17 protein-coding genes are annotated in these 20170 nt (G+C 69.5%); 9 read left to right on the top strand and 8 right to left on the bottom strand.

From position 1 onward, the window contains the following. Positions 1-362 precede the first annotated feature (362 nt). The 3 genes from purU to BLQ75_RS02060 all read left to right on the top strand — a co-directional run bounded on the left by purU (position 363) and on the right by BLQ75_RS02060 (position 3678). On the top strand, positions 363-1223 hold the full coding sequence (purU, locus tag BLQ75_RS02070; protein ID WP_092597280.1) for a formyltetrahydrofolate deformylase: 861 nt from the start codon (positions 363-365) through the stop codon (positions 1221-1223). 144 nt (positions 1224-1367) lie between these two features. Beyond that, positions 1368-2534 (top strand): vWA domain-containing protein, encoded by a 1167-nt coding sequence (locus BLQ75_RS02065; RefSeq protein ID WP_092596793.1) that lies wholly within the window; start codon positions 1368-1370, stop codon positions 2532-2534. Beyond that, positions 2527-3678, top strand: coding sequence for an XdhC family protein (locus BLQ75_RS02060; RefSeq protein WP_092597277.1), 1152 nt, complete (start codon positions 2527-2529; stop codon positions 3676-3678). Before BLQ75_RS02065 ends, BLQ75_RS02060 begins: the two co-directional genes overlap by 8 nt. 133 nt (positions 3679-3811) lie before the next feature. Here BLQ75_RS02060 and lexA read toward each other — a convergent pair whose 3' ends face one another. Beyond that, positions 3812-4465, bottom strand: a complete 654-nt coding sequence (gene lexA / locus BLQ75_RS02055) for a transcriptional repressor LexA (protein ID WP_092596790.1) — start codon at positions 4463-4465, stop codon at positions 3812-3814. Positions 4466-4700: 235 nt separating this feature from the next. Here lexA and BLQ75_RS02050 point away from each other — a divergent pair, with 235 nt between their 5' ends. The 6 genes from BLQ75_RS02050 (at position 4701) to BLQ75_RS02025 (ending at position 11243) form a co-directional block, all read left to right on the top strand. Further along, positions 4701-5153, top strand: coding sequence for an excisionase family DNA-binding protein (locus BLQ75_RS02050; RefSeq protein ID WP_092597274.1), 453 nt, complete (start codon positions 4701-4703; stop codon positions 5151-5153). A gap of 8 nt (positions 5154-5161) precedes the next feature. Then, entirely contained in the window at positions 5162-5713 is a 552-nt protein-coding gene (locus BLQ75_RS02045; protein ID WP_092596787.1) for a PIN domain-containing protein, read from the top strand. A 602-nt stretch (positions 5714-6315) separates the two neighbouring features. Continuing rightward, a complete protein-coding gene (locus tag BLQ75_RS02040) occupies positions 6316-6879 on the top strand; it encodes a (2Fe-2S)-binding protein (protein WP_092596784.1) in 564 nt (187 codons plus the stop codon). Further along, positions 6876-9344, top strand: a complete 2469-nt coding sequence (locus BLQ75_RS02035) for a xanthine dehydrogenase family protein molybdopterin-binding subunit (protein ID WP_092596781.1) — start codon at positions 6876-6878, stop codon at positions 9342-9344. The genes BLQ75_RS02040 and BLQ75_RS02035 overlap by 4 nt, the downstream gene beginning before the upstream one ends. After that, positions 9341-10192 (top strand): FAD binding domain-containing protein, encoded by an 852-nt coding sequence (locus BLQ75_RS02030; RefSeq protein WP_092596778.1) that lies wholly within the window; start codon positions 9341-9343, stop codon positions 10190-10192. Before BLQ75_RS02035 ends, BLQ75_RS02030 begins: the two co-directional genes overlap by 4 nt. A 163-nt stretch (positions 10193-10355) precedes the next feature. Continuing rightward, complete coding sequence (locus tag BLQ75_RS02025) at positions 10356-11243, top strand: SRPBCC family protein (protein ID WP_092596775.1); 888 nt, start codon at positions 10356-10358, stop codon at positions 11241-11243. 111 nt (positions 11244-11354) lie between these two features. On the opposite strand, the gene BLQ75_RS02020 is transcribed toward BLQ75_RS02025, so the two are convergent. The 7 genes from BLQ75_RS02020 to BLQ75_RS01990 all read right to left on the bottom strand — a co-directional run bounded on the left by BLQ75_RS02020 (position 11355) and on the right by BLQ75_RS01990 (position 19713). Then, on the bottom strand, positions 11355-12713 hold the full coding sequence (locus BLQ75_RS02020) for an SPFH domain-containing protein (RefSeq protein WP_092596772.1): 1359 nt from the start codon (positions 12711-12713) through the stop codon (positions 11355-11357). Next, positions 12713-14371, bottom strand: a complete 1659-nt coding sequence (locus BLQ75_RS02015; RefSeq protein ID WP_092596769.1) for an SPFH domain-containing protein — start codon at positions 14369-14371, stop codon at positions 12713-12715. The genes BLQ75_RS02020 and BLQ75_RS02015 overlap by 1 nt, the downstream gene beginning before the upstream one ends. Positions 14372-14764: 393 nt before the next feature. Then, positions 14765-15757 carry an o-succinylbenzoate synthase gene (locus tag BLQ75_RS02010; RefSeq protein WP_092596766.1) on the bottom strand — a complete coding sequence of 331 codons (993 nt, stop codon included), beginning with the start codon at positions 15755-15757 and terminating at the stop codon, positions 14765-14767. A 162-nt stretch (positions 15758-15919) separates the two neighbouring features. After that, positions 15920-16516: a suppressor of fused domain protein gene (locus BLQ75_RS02005; RefSeq protein ID WP_092596763.1), complete on the bottom strand. Its 597-nt coding sequence runs from the start codon at positions 16514-16516 to the stop codon at positions 15920-15922. A gap of 165 nt (positions 16517-16681) precedes the next feature. Next, positions 16682-18346 (bottom strand): DNA repair helicase XPB, encoded by a 1665-nt coding sequence (locus BLQ75_RS02000; RefSeq protein WP_092596760.1) that lies wholly within the window; start codon positions 18344-18346, stop codon positions 16682-16684. Positions 18347-18533: 187 nt separating this feature from the next. Next, positions 18534-19343, bottom strand: coding sequence for a hypothetical protein (locus tag BLQ75_RS01995; protein ID WP_092596757.1), 810 nt, complete (start codon positions 19341-19343; stop codon positions 18534-18536). Next, positions 19333-19713, bottom strand: coding sequence for a helix-turn-helix domain-containing protein (locus tag BLQ75_RS01990; RefSeq protein ID WP_244515171.1), 381 nt, complete (start codon positions 19711-19713; stop codon positions 19333-19335). Before BLQ75_RS01990 ends, BLQ75_RS01995 begins: the two co-directional genes overlap by 11 nt. Positions 19714-20170: the final 457 nt, after the last annotated feature.

Below are 20170 nucleotides of genomic sequence, written 5' to 3'. Positions count from 1 at the left end.
CACAACACGCGCCGCGTCCACCCGATCAGCGACCGGGTTTCACCCGCGCGGGGCAGCCAGGGCACCGATCACGGAATCACGCCCGTCGGAGTGGGGACGACCGCCGGTACGGCGGGAAACCGGGACCGAGGTCGCCCCCGGGCGAGCGCTGCCCGACCCGTGGGATTCCGGCACACTACCGCCTCGAGGGCGGAACTGCCGGAACGGCACCGCACCGTTCTCCCGGGCCGATCCGCCCGGGAGTACAGCCTCGGGAGCACAGCGGAAGACAGCACCGAGTACCACCAGGAAGGAAAACCGACTTGACCACCGACCCGGCGAAATCCGGCGCTGGTTCGCCGGACTCGCCCCGCGACCACGCGTTGCCCGAGAACCACGCTTCCCTGGTAGTGCGGGGCAGGGACCGGACCGGCATCGTCGCCACCGTCAGCGCGGTGCTCAGCGGCCACGGCGCCAACATCGTCTCGTTGGACCAGTACTCCGACGACCCGAGGGGCGGAGCGTTCTACCAGCGCACCGTGTTCGGCCTCGACAACCTCAAGGCGGTGCTGCCCACGATCGAGCAGGACCTCGCCACCGAGCTGGCCAAGGGTTTCGACCTCGACTTCACCCTGCGCGACATGTCGCTACCCAAACGAGTGGCGATCTTCGCCTCGAAGGAGGACCACTGCCTGCTCGACCTGCTCTGGCGGCACCGACGGGGCCAGCTGCCCGTGACCATCACGATGGTCGTCTCCAACCACACCGACACCGCCGACGAGGTGCGCGCCTTCGGCGTCCCGTTCGTCCACGTCCCCACGAACGAGATGGGCAAGCCCGCCGCCGAGGCCGAACACCTGCGGCTGCTGCGGGGCAACGTCGATTTCGTCGTGCTCGCCCGGTACATGCAGATCCTGTCCGGCGACTTCATCGCCCGGCTCGGCGTCCCGATCATCAACATCCACCACTCCTTCCTGCCCGCCTTCATCGGGGCCGCGCCCTACGCCAAGGCCAAGGAACGCGGGGTCAAGCTGGTCGGCGCCACGGCCCACTACGTGACCGAGGACCTCGACGAGGGGCCGATCATCGAGCAGGACGTCGTCCGGGTGAGCCACGCCGACACGGTCGCCGACATCAGGAGGCGCGGCGCCGATGTCGAACGCACCGTGCTCGCCCGCGCCGTGCGCTGGCACAGCGAGGACCGCGTGATCCGCAGCGACAACAGCACCATCGTCTTCGCCTGATCAGCTCTCCGGTTCGGGCGCTCGGTCGGCTCGGGCGGGCGAGGGATGGACGTGCCGGTCCACGCCCGTGCCGGTCGGGCTCCCGGCGCGACCGTCGGGGGCCACGAGGGGTCGCCACGTCCGCACGGGGTGCACAATGTGGATATGCGCGAGGCGGACAATACCCTCGAAGGGCTCGTCGGGTTCGCTCGTGCGCTGCGCCATTCCGGCATGCGGTGCGGTCCGGCCCGGGTGCGTTCCTTTCTGGACGCCACCGAGCACGTCGACTTCGCCGATCGCGACCAGCTCTACTGGGCGGGCAGGCTGACACTGTGCTCCGACCCGGACGATCTGCCCCGCTTCGACGCGGCGTTCCACGCCTGGTTCGGCAGGCTGGTGGACTCCCCCGAGCCGGGACTGGCGCAGCGTCGTCGAGTGCGCTCCCGTGCGTTGCCGCTGGGCGGCGAGGAGCCGGAGTCGGCTGAGTCGGCCGAGGCCGACCAGCTCGCGGCGGCGGGCGACGTCGAAATGCTGCACCGCCGTGACCTGGCCGAACTCAGTGAGGGCGAGCGCGCCCACCTGCGACGGATGATCGCCTGGTTGGATCCGCGTCCGCCACGCCGCACCGCCCTGCGGTGGCGCCGCTCCCGCGACGGACGACTCGATCCCGACGGGACCATGCGCGCCATGATCCGAGGCGGTGGGGAACCGGTGCGGCTCGTGCGCCGCACGCGGGGGGAGCGCCCCCGCAAGGTCGTGCTGCTGATCGACGTGTCGGGATCCATGAGCCCCTACGCCGACGCGCTGCTGCGCTTCGCGCACGTGGTGATGCGCGCGGCTCCCTCGACCACCGAGGTGTTCACGCTGGGCACCAGGCTGACCCGTGTGACCAGGCAGCTGCGCCAGCGCGACCCGGAGTTCGCGCTGACCGCGGCCGGACGGGCGGTACCGGATTTCTCCGGGGGCACGCGGTTGGGAAGCACGCTGCGGGCGTTCCTGGACCGGTGGGGCCGGCGCGGTGCGGCGCGGCAGGCCGTGGTGGTGTTGTTCTCGGACGGTTGGGAGCGGGGCGACACCGGGGAACTGGCCGAGCAGATGCGCGGACTGCGCAGGCTGGCCCACGCCGTGCTGTGGGCCAATCCGCACGCGGGCCACGAGGGCTACGAGCCGGTGCAGTCGGGCATAGCGGCGGCGCTGCCCCACGTGGACGGCCTCGTGGCCGGGCACAGCCTCGCGGCGCTGCGCGAGCTGTGGCGGCGGGTCCGGAGCTGTTCGGAGTCGGCCTCCCCGGGCCGGTCCGCTGGAGAGCCCGTGGAGGTGAGTGGTGCGTGACGTGCTCGGTGCGCTCCGGCGGCACTGGGAGGCAGGCAACCCGGTCGGGCTGGGCACCGTCGTGGCGACCTTCTCCTCGGCGCCGCGCGCGCCGGGCGCCGCCATGCTCGTCGACGAGCACGGCGAGGTCTCCGGCAGCGTTTCCGGGGGCTGCGTGGAGGGGGCGGTCTACGAGACGGCCGGCTCGGTGCTCGCCGGTGGCCGCCCCACGCTCTCCCGGTACGGGGTCAGCGACGACGACGCGTTCGCGGTGGGACTGACCTGTGGTGGAATCATCGACGTCTTCGTGGAGCGCGTGGACCGAGAGTCGTTCCCCCGGTTCGGGGAGCTGGCCGACTCGGTGGCGGTCGGCGAGCCGGTGGCGGTGGCGACCGTGATCGAGGCGCCGGAAGAGTCGCGTGTCGGCAGGCGCGTGCTGGTCTGGCACGAACGCAGCGCTGGCGGGCTGGGCTCGGACCGGCTCGACGACGCCGTGGTCGACGACGCGAGGGGGATGCTGGCCGCGGGCAGGACCGGGACGCTGGAGTACGGCCCCGAGGGGCAGCGGCGTGGCGAGGGCCTGCGGGTGTTCGTCAACTCCTTCGAGCCGCCTCCCCGGATGCTGGTGTTCGGCGCGATCGACTTCGCGGCGGCGATGAGCCGGATGGGGGCCTTCCTCGGCTACCGGGTGACCGTGTGCGACGCTCGCCCGGTGTTCGCCACCGCCAGCAGGTTTCCGGACGCCCACGAGGTCGTGGTGGACTGGCCGCACCGCTACCTCGAAGCCGAGGCGGAGGCGGGAAGGCTGGACGCGCGCACCGCCGTGCTGGTGCTCACCCACGATCCGAAGTTCGACGTGCCGGTGCTGCGGGTGGCGCTGCGGCGGCGACTGGCCTACGTGGGGGCGATGGGCTCGCGGCGGACCCATCGCGATCGGATCGAGCGACTGCGGGCCGAGGGGCTCGGAGAGGCCGAGCTGGCCGCGTTGTCCTCCCCACTGGGGCTCGACCTCGGGGCGCGCACCCCGGAGGAGACGGCCGTGTCCATCTCGGCGGAGCTGATCGCCTCCCGGTGGGGCGGTACCGGTCAGCGGCTCACCCGGTTGGCGGGGGCGATCCACCACGATCCGGAGAGCTCCGAGCGCCCCCCTTCCGCCGGGCGGTAGTCCCGTCGAAGCCCGCCGACGGGCTCCGCTCCGTGGTGCCGTGCTCCCGGCGTGGCGGTGTCGAACGACCACCCGAGCGGCCGGGGTGTCCGAGGCGGGTGTCGCCGGAGTGCCCCTGTGAGCGGGGAGTCCGTCAGACGCTGCGCAGCACCGAGACGACGGTGCCGAGGACCACGGCCTCGTCCCCGTCGATCACCTCGTGGGCCGGGTTGCGCGGTTCGAGCAGGACGTGACCGCCGCGTCGGCGGTACACCTTGACCGTGGCCTCCTCGTCGAGCATGGCGGCGACGATCTGGCCCGAGTGGGCCTCGGACTGCTGGCGCACCACCACCACGTCACCGTGGTGGATCCCGGCGTCGATCATCGATTCGCCGCGCACCCGCAGCGCGAACACGGTGCCGCGCCCGGCGAATTCGCGGGGGAGGGTGAGCACGTCGTCGACGTGCTCCTCCGCCGTGATGGGGGTGCCCGCCGCGATGTCGCCGACCAGGGGGACCGTCACTCCCTCGTCTGCGGGGCCTCGTGCCGAGGAGTCCCGCAGGAACGCGCGCACGTCGATCGGTCTGGAGACCGTGGTGCCGCGTCGCAGGAAGCCCTTCCACTCCAGGTCCGCGAGGTGTTTCGACACCGATGAGGACGAGCGCAGCCCCACGGCGTCACCGATCTCGCGCGTGCTCGGCGAGTAACCGTGTTCGAGCACCCAGTCCCGGATCGCGGCCAGGATGCGCCGCTGGCGTGTCGGCAGGGTGGAGGTGTCCGGGTGGTCGAGATCGTCGTAGGTGCTCACTGGCGTAGATGGTAGAGGCGTTCCGTGGTGGTTCGATCACCGGTGTGCGTGGTCGGGTCCGGTGCGGGCTCTCCGTCACCTCCTGGTGTGAGAGGCGTCGGAGTGCGGTGATCACCCGGCCGGTCCGGGGATCGCCGTTCCGGAACGGACGGTGCACGCTGTTGCGTTTGTTGCGTTTGTTTCGACTGTTGCGGATAATGCGGTCACAGTGGGTAGGAAGAAGGGTGTGATCGGGATGTCGCAGTCGATGCTCGATTCCGTCCGGCCGAGTGAGTCGGACCGGGAGACCGCCGTCGCCGCGTTGCCGCACGTACGCCACTACCTGAACACGCACGAACAATCCACTGTTCGGCTGACGGTCGACGACGCCGGGCGGGAAGCGTTGGTCGTGCCGCGTTCCGCCGTGAGACTGTTCGAGCGGATCCTGGCTTACATGGCCGCGGGTGCCGGAACCTCGATCGTGCCGACCAACGAGGAGCTGACCACGCAGGAGGCCGCCAACCTGCTCAACGTCTCCCGTCCTTATCTGATCGGTCTGCTGGAGGCCGGTGAGATCGACTACCGCATGGTCGGTACCCATCGGCGTGTGAACGTCGAGTCGCTCCTGGAGTACATGCGTCGCGACGACCACGACCGGCGTTCGGCCGCTGACGAGCTCACTCGGCTGAGTCAGGACATGGACCTGTAGGAGGGTGGGTGTCCTTCGTCGTTGTCTACGACGCGAACGTGCTCTACGGCGGCATCCCGCGGGATCTGCTGATCCGGGTCGCGCAGAGCGGGTTGGTCCAGGCCAAGTGGACGCACGCGATCCTGGACGAGGTCTTCGGCAACCTCTCGGTCAACCGGCCTGATCTGGATCCGGCCAAGCTGGCCCGTACCCGGGAACTGATGATCCGGTCGGTTCGGGACTGCCTGGTCGAGGATTACGAGCCCTTGGTCGACGTCGTCGAGCTGCCCGACAAGAACGATCGGCACGTGCTCGCCGCGGCGATCAAAGCACGCGCCCAGGTGATCGTGACCAACAACCTCGGTGACTTCCCCGCGCACGTACTGGCCCGGTGGGGGATCGAGCCCAAGACGGCCGACGCGTTCCTGGCTGACCAGGTTCATCTCGACAAGCCCAGGGTGTTCGGGGCGATCCAACGTATGGCCGATGCCTACCGGAATCCACCGATGACCACTGGTGATCTTCTTCGGACGCTCGACGAGCAGGGGCTGGTGGAAACGGTGGCGGCACTTCGGATCTGAAGTGGTCGGGCCGGGGCGAACAGCTTCGATCACCGGTGTGCGTGGTCGGGTCCGGTGCGGGCTCTCCGTCACCTCCCGGTGTGAGAGGCGTCGGAGTGCGGTGATCACCCGGCCGGTCCCGGGGAGTCGTCGGGAGGCGGTCGCCCGCTCCGCCCGCAGGGGTTGGCTCCCGGTCGGCCCGGGCCGAGGCCTGCCGACTCCGGCCGGCTCCACGGGGCCTTCTCACCTGATCGTGGCGATCGAACCGTGTGTCGCTGTCCGGGCTCGGTGCGGGCTGTTCGGGATCATGACTTCACGAGTCGCAAGGGCTTGCCTCGCCGCCGAGGGCGTAGCAGCCTCGAAATTGTGACAGCAGTCACTGCCGAGAGGTTCTTTCGCGATGGTTCGGTTCGTCGGGGTGCGCGGTCGGCGTGGCCCCGGGGTGTCCGCGCTCGCGCGCACGGCCCCGCGAGACAGCGGTGGCGGGCCGCTGCCCACCACCCCGCTGAGGCCGCGCGGTCTCAGCGCGTCTGCCCGGCCCGGCACCGAGCCCCGGGGGAGCCCGAAGGCGTTGTTCCCACGCATGTCCGCACCGTGCGGGCAGGCTCCGCGAAGGAGGCCCGATGCCGCGCATAACCGTCGATGTCGACGGAATCACCTGTACCGACGAAGTCCAACCCAGAACGCTGCTCGTGCAGTACCTGCGTGATCAGCTCGGCAAGGTCGGCACCGTCGTCGGTTGCGACACAAGCAACTGCGGTGCCTGCACCGTCCATATGGACGGACACAGCGTGAAATCCTGCTCGGTGCTGGCCGTGCAGGCCGACGGGCACGAGGTGACCACCGTCGAGGCCCTCTCGCAGGACGGGCGGCTGCACCCGATGCAGCAGGCATTCCACGACAACCACGCGCTGCAGTGCGGGTTCTGCACACCGGGAATGATCATGCAGGCGCTGGACCTGCTCGCCGAGAACCCGGAGCCCGACGACGAGCAGATCCGCGAGGGCCTGGAGGGCAACCTCTGCCGCTGCACCGGGTACCAGAACATCGTGCGCGCGGTGCGCGAGGCGTCGCAGCGGATGCGTGCGGGCGCGGGGCCCGCGATGGAGCACTCCGGAGAGACCCCAGCCCCGCGCACCTCCACCGAACAGACCGCTCAGCAACGGGTAGCCGGAGGACAGTCATGACCGCGACACCGGTGAGCCCCTCCGAACCGGAACTCGGCCGCGCGCGTAAGCGCAAGGAGGACGCGCGCCTGGTCACCGGCAGGACACGCTGGACGGACAACATGACCGTCCCCGGGATGCTGCACATGGCGGTACTGCGCAGCCCGGTCGCGCACGCCCGCATCACCTCGATCGACACCTCGGAGGCGCGCCGCATGCCCGGCGTGCACGCCGTGGTCACCGGTTCCGACATCGCCGGGCAGCAGGGCAGCCTGCCGTGCGCCTGGCCGATCACCGAGGACATGAAGGCACCGGCCGCGCCCGCCATGGCGGTGGACTCGGTCAACTTCGCCGGTGAGGCGGTGGCGATGGTCGCCGCGCGCAGCGCCGCCGAGGCGCGGGACGCCCTGGACGCCATCGACATCGACTACGAGGACCTGGACGTGGTGCTCGACATCGAGTCGGCGGCCCGGGACGACTCCCCTCTGGTGCACGAGGAACTGGGAACCAACCGCAACGCGACCTGGACTTTCGACTCCGCCGAAGCGGGAACCGGCGGGGACGTGGACCGGGCGCTGCGCGACGCCGAGATCAGGGTGGATCGCACCTTCCGACAGCAGCGGCTGATTCCCTCCTTCATGGAACCCCGCTCGGTGCTGGCCGATCCCACCGGTGAGCAGTACACGATGTGGTCGGCCACGCAGGTTCCGCACATCCTGCGCACCATGCTGGCCATGACGCTGGGTAAGCCCGAGCACAAGATCCGCGTGATCGCCCCCGACGTCGGCGGGGGATTCGGCGGCAAGCTCCAGGTCACCCCGGAGGAGATACTGACCTTCCTGCTCGCCGAGCGGCTCGGACGCCCGGTCAAGTGGACCGAGTCCCGCTCGGAGACCATGGTTTCCGGTCACCACGGTCGCGACCAGGTGCAGCGGCTGTCGCTGGCGGCTCGCTCGGACGGCACCGTCACCGGCCTCGATGTGAAGCTGCTCGCCGACATGGGCGCCTACTTGCGGCTGGTCACGCCGGGTATTCCGATACTCGGCGCGCTGATGTTCAATTCGATCTACAAGTTCCCGGCGTACCGGTTCAGCTGCACCAACGTGTTCACCAACAAGACGCCCACCGACGCCTACCGGGGGGCGGGGCGCCCCGAGGCGACCTTCGCCATCGAGCGCATGATGGACGAGCTGGCCGCCGAGCTCGACATGGACCCGGTGGAGGTACGGCGCAGGAACTGGATCGGCCACGACGAGTTCCCTCACACCACCGTGGCGGGGTTGACCTACGACTCGGGCAACTACGAGGTCGCCACGGACCGGGCGATGGAAATGTTCGGTTACCAGCGGCTGCGGGACGAGCAGCTGCGGCGCAGGCAGACCGGTGACCCCGTGCAGCTGGGTATCGGGGTCTCCACGTTCACCGAGATGTGCGGGTTGGCGCCCTCCCGGGTGCTCGGTTCGCTGTCCTACGGTGCGGGCGGCTGGGAGAATTCCCAGGTCCGCGTGCTGCCCACCGGCAAGGTCGAGGTGGTCACCGGCACCTCGCCGCACGGTCAGAGCCACGTGACCGCGTGGAGTCAGATCGTCGCCGATCGGCTGGGTGTGCCTTTCGAGGATGTGGAGGTGCTGCACGGCGACACCCAGTCCTCGCCGCGTGGGCTGGACACCTACGGTTCGCGCTCGCTCACGGTCGGCGGCGTCGCCGCCGTGCACGCCTCCGACAAGGTGATCGACAAGGCCAGGCGCATCGCGGCGCACATGCTGGAGTGCTCCTCCGACGATCTCGACTTCTCCGGCGGCAGGTTCGCCGTGCGGGGGACCGACAAGGGCATGGCGATCACCGACGTGGCGCTGGCCGCGTTCACCGCCCACGACCTCCCGGAGGGCGTGGAGCCCAACCTGGACGCCGAGGCGAACTACGACCCCGAGAACTTCTCGTTCCCGCACGGCACCCACCTCTGCGCCGCCGAGGTGGACACCGAGACCGGCGCGGTGCGGATCAGGTCCTACGTGTGCGTGGACGACGTGGGCAGCGTGGTCAACCCGATGATCGTGGAGGGGCAGGTGCACGGCGGTCTCGCGCAGGGAATCGCGCAGGCCCTGTACGAGGAGGCCGTCTACGACGACGACGGCACTCTGACCACCGCCACCTTCGCCGACTATCTGGTTCCCTCGGCGGCGGACCTGCCGGAGTTCCACACCGACCGCACCCGGACCGATGCCACCTCCAATCCCCTCGGGGTGAAGGGAGTGGGCGAGGCGGGAACCATCGCCTCGACCCCGGCCGTGGTCAACGCCGTGGTCGACGCGCTCCGGCACTACGGAGTGACCGACGTGCGGATGCCGTGCTCGCCGCAACGGGTCTGGCGTGCGCTTTCCGACGCCCGATCCGGTTCCTCCACGAGGTCGGAATCCGGTGGCGGTCTCGGATCGATGGACGACGGCGGCGGTTTCGCGGCCGGATCACACGGAGGTGCGCGGTGATTCCCGCTGAGTTCGAGTACGTGGCACCGTCCACGGTGGAAGAAGCGGTACAGGCGCTGGACCGGGCGGGTGACGACGCCAAGGTGCTGGCGGGCGGGCAGAGCCTGCTGCCGGTGCTGCGGATGCGGATGGCCGACCCGGGCCTCGTCGTCGACCTCGGCGGTATCCCCGAGGCGCGGGGAGTCCGGGAGGACGGTGACACGCTGGTGATCGGGGCGATGACCAGTCACCACGAGGTGATGCGCTCCGAGCTGGTGCGTGGGCACGCGGAGTTGGTGGCGCTGGCCACGCGCACCGTGGCCGATCCGCAGGTGCGGCACCGCGGCACCTTCGGCGGTTCGCTGGCCCATGCCGACCCGGCCGGTGACCTGCCGGCCCCGGTACTGGCGATGGACGCGGAGATGGTCGTGGCGGGACCGTCCGGGAGGCGGACAGTCCCGGCCGCCGAGTTCTTCGTGGACTACTTCACGACCGCGTTGGACTCCAACGAGGTGCTGGTGGAGGTTCGAATACCCAAGTACACGGGCTGGCGGGCGCACTACGAGAAGTTCAACCGGGTCGCCCAGGCCTGGTCGGTCGTGGGAGTGGCGGCCACCGTGCTGGTGCGGGACGGCGCCGTCGCCCGGGCGAGGGTCGGGCTGACGAACATGGGCGCCACCCCCGTGCGTGCGCACGGGGTCGAGCGGGCCCTGGTCGGCTCCCCTCCGACGGAGGAGGCGTTCCGGCGGGCCGCGGTCCACGCCACGGAGGGCACGCAGGCGGGCAGTGACGCCAGCGCGGAGGCGGACTACCGCGAGCACCTCGCCGAGGTGCTGACCGGCAGGGCGCTGGCCACGGCCTGTGGCTAGTCGTTGTCCGGCCGGGGCGGTTCGCCGGGGTTGCCCCTACGGTGTGCTCTTCCGCTTGGCCCCGAGCGGGAGGGCGGTGCCGGCGGTGCGCGTCCCGGCGCCGATTCCCGGGGCGGCGCGGTCCGGGCGGTCCGCGACCGGAGTGGTACGAGTAGGAGGAGCAGTGCGGCTCGAACACGAATTCACCGTCCCGGTTCCGGTCGACGTCGCGTGGCCGGTGTTGCTCGATCCGGAGCGGATCGCTCCCTGCATGCCGGGAGCCACCCTCAACAGCGCCGAGGGAGAGGAGTTCTCCGGCTCGGTGAAGGTCAAGCTGGGCCCGGTGTCGTTGATGTACAAGGGCAACGGCAGCTTCACCGAGGTGGATCACGAGGCGCGCCGCGCCGTGGTCGAGGCGAGTGGCAAGGACTCGCGCGGCAACGGCACGGCCTCGGCGGCCGTCACCGCCCGGTTGAACTCCGAGGACGACGGCACCAGGGTCCACGTGGAGACCGACCTGAAGGTCACCGGAAAACCGGCCCAGCTCGGGCGCGGGCTGATCTCCGACGTCGCGCAGAAGCTCATCGACCAGTTCTCGGAGTGCCTGGCGAGCAGGCTGACCGGCGGGGAGGCGGAGACGGCGACCGAACCGGAGCGGCGGGAGCAGCGGGGCGAGGAGCAACTGGGCACGGCGGCCACCGCCGGCCCCGCCGGAAACGGTTCCGGGCCCGCCGCGTCGAACGACGGCCACGGCGTCTCCCCGGGCGCGGGGGAGGGTGCCGGCTCTCTCGCGGAGGAGGAGAACGCCGCCGCGGCGGGAGCGACGAACCGGATCGAACCCGGCTGGAAGGTCACCGGTGCGGAGCCGGGGGCGAGCCGCTCCCGCTCCACCGCCGAGTTATCGGCCGTTCGCTCCGGGGAACGGCAGGGCACCGCCGATAACGACGCCGTGGATCTGCTGGACACGGCGGGCGCGCCGGTGCTGAAGCGGCTGGTTCCGGTGACGGCTGTGCTGGCGGGGCTGACCGTGGTGTTCGTCGTACTCCGCAGGAGGAGGCACCGACCCCGGTGAGAACGGGGCGGCGGTACCGAGGCCGGACCGCGTGCCCGCCGGGGCGGGCACGCGGAGCCCGGGAAACTCCTACTTCGAAGGGCTCCCGGAGAGCCCCGCCGGGTACACCGGTTACCGGTTCCCGGAACCGTCGTCGCCGAGCAGTGACTCCGCGATCTGACCACCCCGGTCGAGCACCCGCGTCGCCTCGTCCGCGTGGCCCTCGCCCTGGCCGGTGCCGGACCCCGTCCGGTCCGAACGTTCGTCGGTGAACGCCTGCGAGGTCAGTCTCGGCAGCAGCTGCGAGAGCAGCAACGTGGACAGTCCCGACTGCTCACCACCACCGCCCCGCACGATGACGGGACGCGGCGCCCGCTCGGCGAGCTTCGCGCCCACCTCCAGCCTGCGGCGGGCCAGCTCGTAGTGCAGCACGGCGCGGTTGTCACGGTAGGACTGGCCGAGCCGCTGCCGGGACTTCGCCTCGTTCTGCGCCTCGGTCAGCGTCGCCCTGCCGCGGGCCTCGATCTCCCACTGCGCCCGCTGCGCCTCGGTCTCCTGTTCCTCCAGCTGCCTGGCGACGTCGCGTCGCGCCTGGTTGCGGGCCGCCTTCACCTCGACCAGCTTGGCGTCGCGGGTCTTCTTGGCCCGCTCGATCTCCATCAGCAGGTTGTCGATGCGCCGCTTGCGGGTCAGCTCCCACTCGCGTTCGTAGGCGCTGAGCTCCTTGGCGACCCGCTCCCTGGTGGCGAGGTGCTGCTGGTACTGGTCCGGCAGCTGCACGTCCGGGATGTTGGCGCCCAGAATCCGCACGCCGTACTTGCTGAGCTGGCGGTTCAGGGTCGCCTGCATGTCCTCGACGTCGCTGCCGCGCAGCTCGTAGGCCTCCTCGGTGCGCACCTGCCTGCCGCGCTGCCGAATGGCGTCCTGCACCGCGCTGGACAGCACCGCGTCGAAGTTGCCCGCACCGATCGTGCGCACGAAGTCGATCGGGTTGTCGATGCGGAACTTCAGGAAGAACTCGATCGCCTTCAGCGGGACGTCCTCGGAGGTGGGGCAGGCCGCGACCGGCGCGTTGTACGGGATCTCCGTGGTGGTGTCCACGACGAACTCCACCTTGTCCCACGGCCACCAGAGGTAGTGCCGACCGGGGGAGAGCGTGCCGGTGAACGCGCCGTAGCGACTGCGGATCCCGGTGGTTCCCTGCTCGATCTCCACGATCGAACCTCGCCACAACGAGATCGCCGCGAGCACCAGCGCCACGACAGCGCCGAGGCCGGTGACCACCGCCGTGCCGCCGCCGCTGAACGCGGCCGTCCCGGCCAGGTAGAGGGCGACGAACAGCAGTACCACCCAGCCGAGGCTCCGGCTGTCCTTCGGGATCACGACGGGAACGAGCCTGCCCTCGTCACCACCGCGGATGAGTTCGCGGATCTTCGACCAGGGGGCGACCACATCGGTGATCTTGGAGAAGCTGCGTTGCTGGGTGGACATCACCGCTCACCTGCCTGGTGCTGCTCGTCGTCCCCGTTCGAGTCGCCGCCCGGGGCGCCGCCGTCCGCGGCGTCCGGGGTGAAGCTCTCCCCGCCGGGGGTGTGCGTGTCGGTGTCCGCCGCTGGGTCCGGTTCGGCATCGGCGGGCTCCCCGGCGGGCTCGGTGTGCCCTCCCTCGGCCAGCAACTGCTCGATCTCGGACTCACGAGCGCTGATGCGTTCCTGGATCGCCTCGGTGCGCCGCTGTATGGCGGCCACGTCCGTTTCGGAGAGCCCGGCGGCACCGTCGGAGGTGCCGAGCATCCGCCGCGCGGCCGCCAGGTAATCGACGTCGTCCTCGTCACCCAGTGAGACGAGCACCGGCAGGTGCTCGGCGAGCCCCTCCAGCTTGTCGAGGACGTCCTTCTCGTAGTGGTACTCCAGGATCTCCGGGTTCTCCGCCGCGCTCACCGCGCGGATGTCCAGCGCTTGGGCCTCCAGCAGCGCGGAGTTGGCGTTGGCGGTGCTCTCCGCCTCCACGAATCGTTGCCTGGCCTGCGCCTTGGCGCGGTTGGTCTCGCGCTCCAGGGCGGTGTCCATCTGCGCCTGGTAGCTGGCGATCTCGGCCCTGATCCCGGACAGGCTCTCGTTCATCGAGGCCAGTTCCTTGTTCAGGTCGCCCTCGTCCTGCTCCTTGCGCAGGCTGAGCTCGTACTCGTAGGTGTAGGCGTCCTTGGCCATCCGAACCATCTCCGGAGCCGCCAGATCGGCGCGGTACTGCTGGCTGGACGGTTCGGCGTGGGTGATGTTGGCGCTGGTCAGCCGCACGGCGGGCAGGAACTGCTCGTTCAGGCTGTCCAGCAGTTCCTGCGTGCTCTCCCCGACGAGGTCGTAGATGTCCTCCGCGCGCTGCTGGTAGATCAGGCTGCGGGTGACCTCGCTGACCGCGTTGGTCAGTTTGTCGGAGAACCCGGAGACCGCGCCGAGCGCGAACATGAACTGCGTGGGGTCCTCGATGCGGAACTGCAGGAACAGGTCCACCGAAGCCTTGATGCCGCCTCGGGTGGGTGCCTCGCTGATCGGAGCGTTGAAGGGGTACTCCCGCGTCGTGTTCAGCACGTAGCTGACCTTCTTGCGCGGGTCGAGCAGCATCGTGCGGCCCGGCCCGACGGTGCGGTCGAGCTTGCTGAACTTGGTGATCATCGCCTGGCAGCCCTCCGGCACCATGACGATGCTGCTCCGGGCCCACAGCAGCACCGCCAGGATCACCAGCAGCACCCAGATATGTGGCCCGAACCACGCCGTGCCCAGGCCGGTGATCCGGCTCGCGACCAGACCGATCACGGCGAGCAGCGTCAGTCCCAGCAGCGGAAGAGCCAGGCCGATGATCGCGCTGCGCTTGGGGATCACGACGGGGCAGATGACGTTGACCCACTCCCCGTCGCCGCCGCGTTCCAGAGTGGTGTTGTTGACCAGCGCACCGATCTCGTCCATCGATGCGTTCCGCTGCTCGATCCGGGTGCCGGTCGAGCTGCCCTGTTCTCGTGCGGAGAGGAAGTCACCGGGGTCGATCGCGAATCCGTCGCCGGCCTCCTGGGCGGCCTCACCGGCCGCTTCGGACACCCCCTGGCCCTCACTCATCGCGGACATGGCTTGACGCCCGGCCGCTGCGATGGTCATGCGCCTCGCTCCTTAAGAGCTCGTTGTCGAAAATGCCCGCCCGGGCGGTCGGATGACCGCCTCGCCGAGGTCGACCGCCCGGGGCCACGAACCACTTCGCGGGATTCGTCGTGACCGCGAAACCGTCCACGTTCGAGAGTCGCGGCGCGTGTGGGTCACCGCTGACGTCGTGGTGTCGTTGTGAGGCGGCAAGAGGTTATCGCATCCGGCGCCCGTGGTGTGGCTGTTCGGTGACATCCGGGCGAGGAAACCGACCCCCGCGTCGCGCGTCGTTCCGTTTCGTCGGGAATGCCGCGATCACTTTCCGGGGAGGGGAGCGTTCCGGGAACGAGGTTTCCTCTCCGGTGGAACGTTCTCGGGCCGTGAGCTACGGGCGGCACCCGGTGCCCCTGTTCAGCCGGGCAGGGCGTCGTGAACCCGTCGCAGCCGGTCGAGCCAGCGATGCTGCGTCTCCGCGGTGGGCGTGGCGGCGGCCACCAGTGCGGGGGAGGGTGCGGGGGCGTGGCGCGGCACCGCCAGCCACCCGTCCACGGGAAGCAGGGACTCGCTGACCATGTCGCCGTCCAGCAGCGCGACCGTGCCCAGTCCGCAGGCGAACGGCAGCTCCGGTAACGAGCCGGCCAGCGCGAGTTGGGCGGCGAGCCCGACGCTGCTCTCGACGGCCGAGGAGACCACGCAGGGCAGCCCGCATGCCTCGGCCACCCGCAACGCGCGCCGGACCCCGCCCAGCGGGGTGGCCTTGATCACCGCCACGTCGGCGGCTTCCGCGACCGCCACCCGGAGCGGGTCCTCGGCCCGCCGGATCGATTCATCGGCGGCTATGCGTACCTCCACCCGGCGCCGGACGGCCGCAAGCTCCGCCACGCTCGCGCAGGGCTGTTCGACGTACTCCAACCCGTCCGCGGCGCGGTCCAGCTCGCGTATTCGCCGCACCGCGGTGTCGGTGTCCCAGGCGGCGTTGGCGTCCACCCTGATCGCCCCGGAGCTCCCGAGGGCCGCACGCACCGCCCTCACCCGTTCGAGGTCGGCCGCTTCCGGTTGCCCGGACTCGGCGACCTTGACCTTCGCGGTGCGGCAACCGGACTCGGCCGCGATCCGGTGCGCCCGCTCCGGTTCGACCGCCGGGACGGTGCAGTTGATCGGCACGGCGTCCCGCACCGGCTCGGGCCAGCCCTCGAAGCAGCTCTCCAGGGCCGTGCGCAACCACGGCGTCGATTCCCGGTCCGAGTAGTCCTCGAAGGGGCAGAACTCGCCCCATCCGGCCGGGCCGCTGAGCAGCACGCCCTGCCGGGTGGTGACCCCACGGAATCTGGTACGCATCGGCAGACTGTAGACGCGTACCGCGTCGAGCTCGGCCAGGTCGAGCTTGCCATTGGTGGAGCGCATGTCATCGATCCTGGCACGTGCGTACCAATCGGGGGCAGGGGTCGTTCGCAAGACCACACCGTCCACCTACTCGATGTCGGGCCTCACCGGGGCGAGAGTCCGCGAGAGGTTCCGCCACCCGAGCACGGCGAGAACCGGCCGACACGGTCCCGTGCGGTGCGCTCAGGCCACGCTCGGCCTACCGATGTCGAAGACGTCGACCTCGAAGCGTGCCCACTGCTGCCGCAGCGCGGCCACCCCCCGGTCGAGCGCGAAGTTCAGCTCCCCCAGGGTCACCGGCAGCAACGTGAACACCTGCAGCTGTTCCACGCCCTGCGCGTCGGTGAACCTGGTGAACTCGGGCGGGAACAGCGGGTGTCCGCCCGCGAGCAGCGCGTGGAACTCGGTGCCCGCCAGAAGTGGTTTGTCGTTCGGCACGATCTGGTCCGGAACCAGATGTGTGCCGTTGTTCACCAGCAGTTCCGCCGAGATGTCCACCAGATAGCGGGCAGCCTCGGCCTGCTCCCGGTAGACCGTGCACGCGAGTTCCTGGGCCGGTTCGGCGCCGATCGGCTGGAAACGCAGTCCGGAGCTGATCACCGAGCTGAGGTGGTACTCGTCGAGGTGGAAGAACACCAGTCCGTAACCGCGGTCGGGGCCGTGCACGTTCGGCGGTTCCGCCTCGGAGGGCGTTCCCGCGTAGCGTTCCAGGTTCTCGGCCAACCCGACGAACCGGTGCGCCCCGCCTATCGAGGGCGTCGCGTTGTTCCCGGTGCTCACTCCTGGCCTCCAGCGATGTCCGGTACGGGTGGTGTCTGCCGTGGGCGCAGCGGCGGGAGCGGCCCACCGCGGACCGCCCGCGACCTCCGCGCGGTCGGGCGCCGAACCGGTGGGTTCGGCGACGCGGCCGGTGCCCGGAGGGAACCGAGGCCCTCGGTGGGACGCTCAACCGTCCGCGTCGGTGACGGCGGGTCCCAGCAGGTCCTCGGAGTCCACTATCCGGTAGGCATAGCCCTGCTCGGTGAGGAAGCGTTGCCGGTGTGCAGCGTAGTCGGTGTCCAGGGTGTCCCTGGCGACCACCGAGTAGAAGTGCGCCTGGCCCCCTTCCGCCTTCGGGCGCAGCAGCCTGCCCAGCCGCTGGGCCTCCTCCTGTCGGGAGCCGAACGTACCGGACACCTGCACGGCAACCGAAGCCTCCGGCAGGTCGATCGAGAAGTTGGCGACCTTCGAGACCACCAGGCGGTTGATCTCGCCGCGCCGGAAGGACTCGTAGAGGGCCTCCCGCTCCCGGTTCCTGGTCGAGCCCTCGATTATCGGTGCGTCGAGCTCCCGCCCCAGGTCGTGCAGCTGTTCGAGGTAGGCGCCGATCACGAGCGCGGGTTCGTCGGGGTGCTGGTCCAGGATCGCGCGCACCACGGGGGACTTGGTCCGGGCCGTCGCGCACACCTTGTAGCGGTCCTCGGCCTCGGCGGTGGCGTACTCGATGCGCTCGTTCTCGGTCAGCGTCACCCGCACCTCGGCGCAGTCGGCGGGGGCGATCCAGCCCTGCGACTCGATCTCCTTCCACGGGGCGTCGAACCGCTTGGGGCCGATCAACGAGAACACGTCGCCCTCGCGCCCGTCCTCGCGCACCAGGGTGGCGGTCAGGCCGAGCCGACGCCTGGACTGCAGGTCCGCTGTCATCCGGAACACCGGGGCGGGCAGCAGGTGCACCTCGTCGTAGACGATCAGCCCCCAGTCCCTGGAGTCGAACAGGTCGAGGTGCTGGTACTCGCCCTTGGACTTGCGGGTGATCACCTGGTAGGTGGCGATGGTGACGGGGCGGATCTCCTTCTGCTCCCCGGAGTACTCGCCGATCTCCTCCTCGGTCAGCGAGGTCCGTTCCACCAGCTCCCGTTTCCACTGCCTGCCCGCGACGGTGTTGGTTACCAGGATGAGGGTGGTGGCACCGGCCTCGGCCATGGCGGCCGCGCCGACCAGGGTCTTGCCCGCGCCGCAGGGCAGCACGACGACGCCCGAGCCGCCCGCCCAGAAGGAGTCCACGGCCTGCCGCTGGTAGTCGCGCAGCCGCCAGCCGTGCTGCTCCAGCGAGATCGGGTGGGCCTCGCCGTCCACGTAACCGGCCAGGTCCTCGGCGGGCCAGCCGAGCTTGAGCAGGGTCTGCTTGAGCCTGCCGCGCTCGCTGGGGTGGACCACCACGGTGTCGTCGTCCAGTCGCGTCCCCACCATGGGTTTGACCTTCTTGCTGCGCAGCACCTCTTCGAGTACGGCTCGGTCGCGCGCGACCAGCACCAGCCCGTGCGCCGGGTCGTTGGACAGCTCGAGCCTGCCGTAGCGGCCCATCGTCTCCACGATGTCGACCAGCAGCGGCTGCGGGACCGGGTAACGGGAGTTGTTGACCAGGGCGTCGACCACCTGTTCGGGGTCGTGCCCGGCGGCGCGCGCGTTCCACAGCGCCAGTGGTGTCACCCGGTAGGTGTGGACGTGCTCCGGTGCTCGTTCCAGCTCGGCGAACGGTGCGATCGCGGTCCGGGCCTCCTCGGCCCCGGGGTGGTCGATCTCCAGCAGGACGGTCTTGTCCGATTGGACGATCAGCGGTCCGTCAGTCACGTGCTTGCTCCCGGCTGAACTGGATCGGTGCTGGTGCGGGGTTCGTCGCCACCCGGCTGCGCGGTGGTGGACGTCCGGCCGGTTCCGGAAACGGCGGGACCCCGTCGAGTATTCCACCCGCTGAAGGAGGGGAGGAGCAGGCGGATGCGGTGCCTGGTTTGTCACTCATCCTTTCGTATCGCGAAAATTACGCGGCGACGCCGACGAACTCGGAGAGTTCCCGCAGATCACCCTTGATGGATCGGCGTTCGTGCTTGAGCATCCCGCGCAGCATGCTGTGTACCCGACCCGTGAAGAGCAACTGTTCCGGTGCGGCCGCGCGTGCTTGGTTCAGCGTGTCCAGTGCCTCCCGGTGCTCGCGTCGGAGGTAGTGCGCCCAGGCAACCGTGATCAGGTGTGAGGTGCGGCGTTCGGCCAGTTCCGGAGGGAGCCGATCGAGGGGAACTTCATCGGCGAGATCTACGGCATGTGCGGGGTCACCCATTTCCAGCGAGAGCCAGACGCGGTGGATCGCCACGTTCGTCGGCCCGAACGCCAACCAGAAGTCATTTCTGTCCTCGCCGATCCGCTCGGCCGTGTGTTCGACCTCTCGGAAGTAATCACGGGCTGTTGAGTGGTCGTTCAGCGTGGCGGCACCTATCGCTCCTTTCAACATCAACGATCCGTAGAGGCTGAGTTGCGCGGGTGTGGCTTTCCCGTCGTTGGCACGGAGGGCGTCAGCCGCCGTGATCGGCACATCGGTGGATTCGGTCAAGCGCCCCGCGTGGCGCAGGACCACAGCCAGCCGCCACGCACCGCCTGCGATCAGCAGCGGGTCCCCGGTGTGCTCAGCCGCTGCCATCGAACGCTCCGCCGCGATCCATGGCAACCGCGTTTCGCCGAGCCGGTCGAGCATTCCGCTCGTCACGCGGTAAACCAGTGCTTCGAGTCGCTTCGCTCGACGCTTCTGCTCCTCACTCTCGGCCTGCCGGACAGCTCGGTAGCTGTCAGCGATCATGTCCGGAACCCAGCGGTGCCATGCGGGACCACTGTTCGGTCTGTGAGCAGACGAAGGCCAACGAGACCCGGTTTTCGAGGTCCGCCGTGTCCACCGCTTCTTGGTCCGAAACACCGAGAAACGAAGCCATGCCGTCGTAACGCAACATGGCCGTTTCGATATCCGGCACGAAGTCGGGTGCTGTGCCGAGCGTACCGCTGTTGGTCTGTCGGGGGTGTGACTGGAACGGACCCGGCAAGAGTTTTGTCGGCTCTATCCGGAGCGCTTCGGCGATCTGAAGAATCGTCGACAGCCTGTCGACGTCACGCGCACCGCGCTCGATCTGCGACAGCCATTCCTCGGAACGCCCCAGCAGGCCGGACAGGACCACCTGGCTGTATCCCCGTCGACGTCGGTAGTAGGCGATTCGTTCGCCCGTGCTCGCTGTGTCGTCAAACCGCATAGTCATCATGATACTGACCCCCCGAAAGACTTACCCAACAAACTTTTGGGGTTGTTTCCGTCATTGTCCGATAGTTTTATCGGTGGAACCGAGGGAGTGGTTGTTCGTGGAAGATCGACAAGGCACTGTTTCATGTTTTTCGGGGGATGTGTCGGGAAAAAGTGAAATATGGATACGGTGGCCGTCGTGTCCGTGTTTTTGTGGCCAAATGAGGATGATGGTTTGTCTTGGGGAGGAGTGATCGAGGGTTCCGGATTTGCTGTACGACTATCTTATAGTCGTGCTGTTCGTGGATGTTTTTCGAAAGTGGTCGTATCGATGCTGCCGGCGAGAGCGAGGAGTAGTGCGAGGTCGGAATCAGTGACAGAAGAATGGCGAGCCCTGT

It is taken from the genome of Actinopolyspora xinjiangensis, from assembly GCF_900104475.1.
GTDB classification, from domain to species: domain Bacteria; phylum Actinomycetota; class Actinomycetes; order Mycobacteriales; family Pseudonocardiaceae; genus Actinopolyspora; species Actinopolyspora xinjiangensis.
The sequence above is the reverse complement of the archived record's forward strand: the minus strand, read 5'-3'. Positions and strand labels throughout refer to the sequence as shown.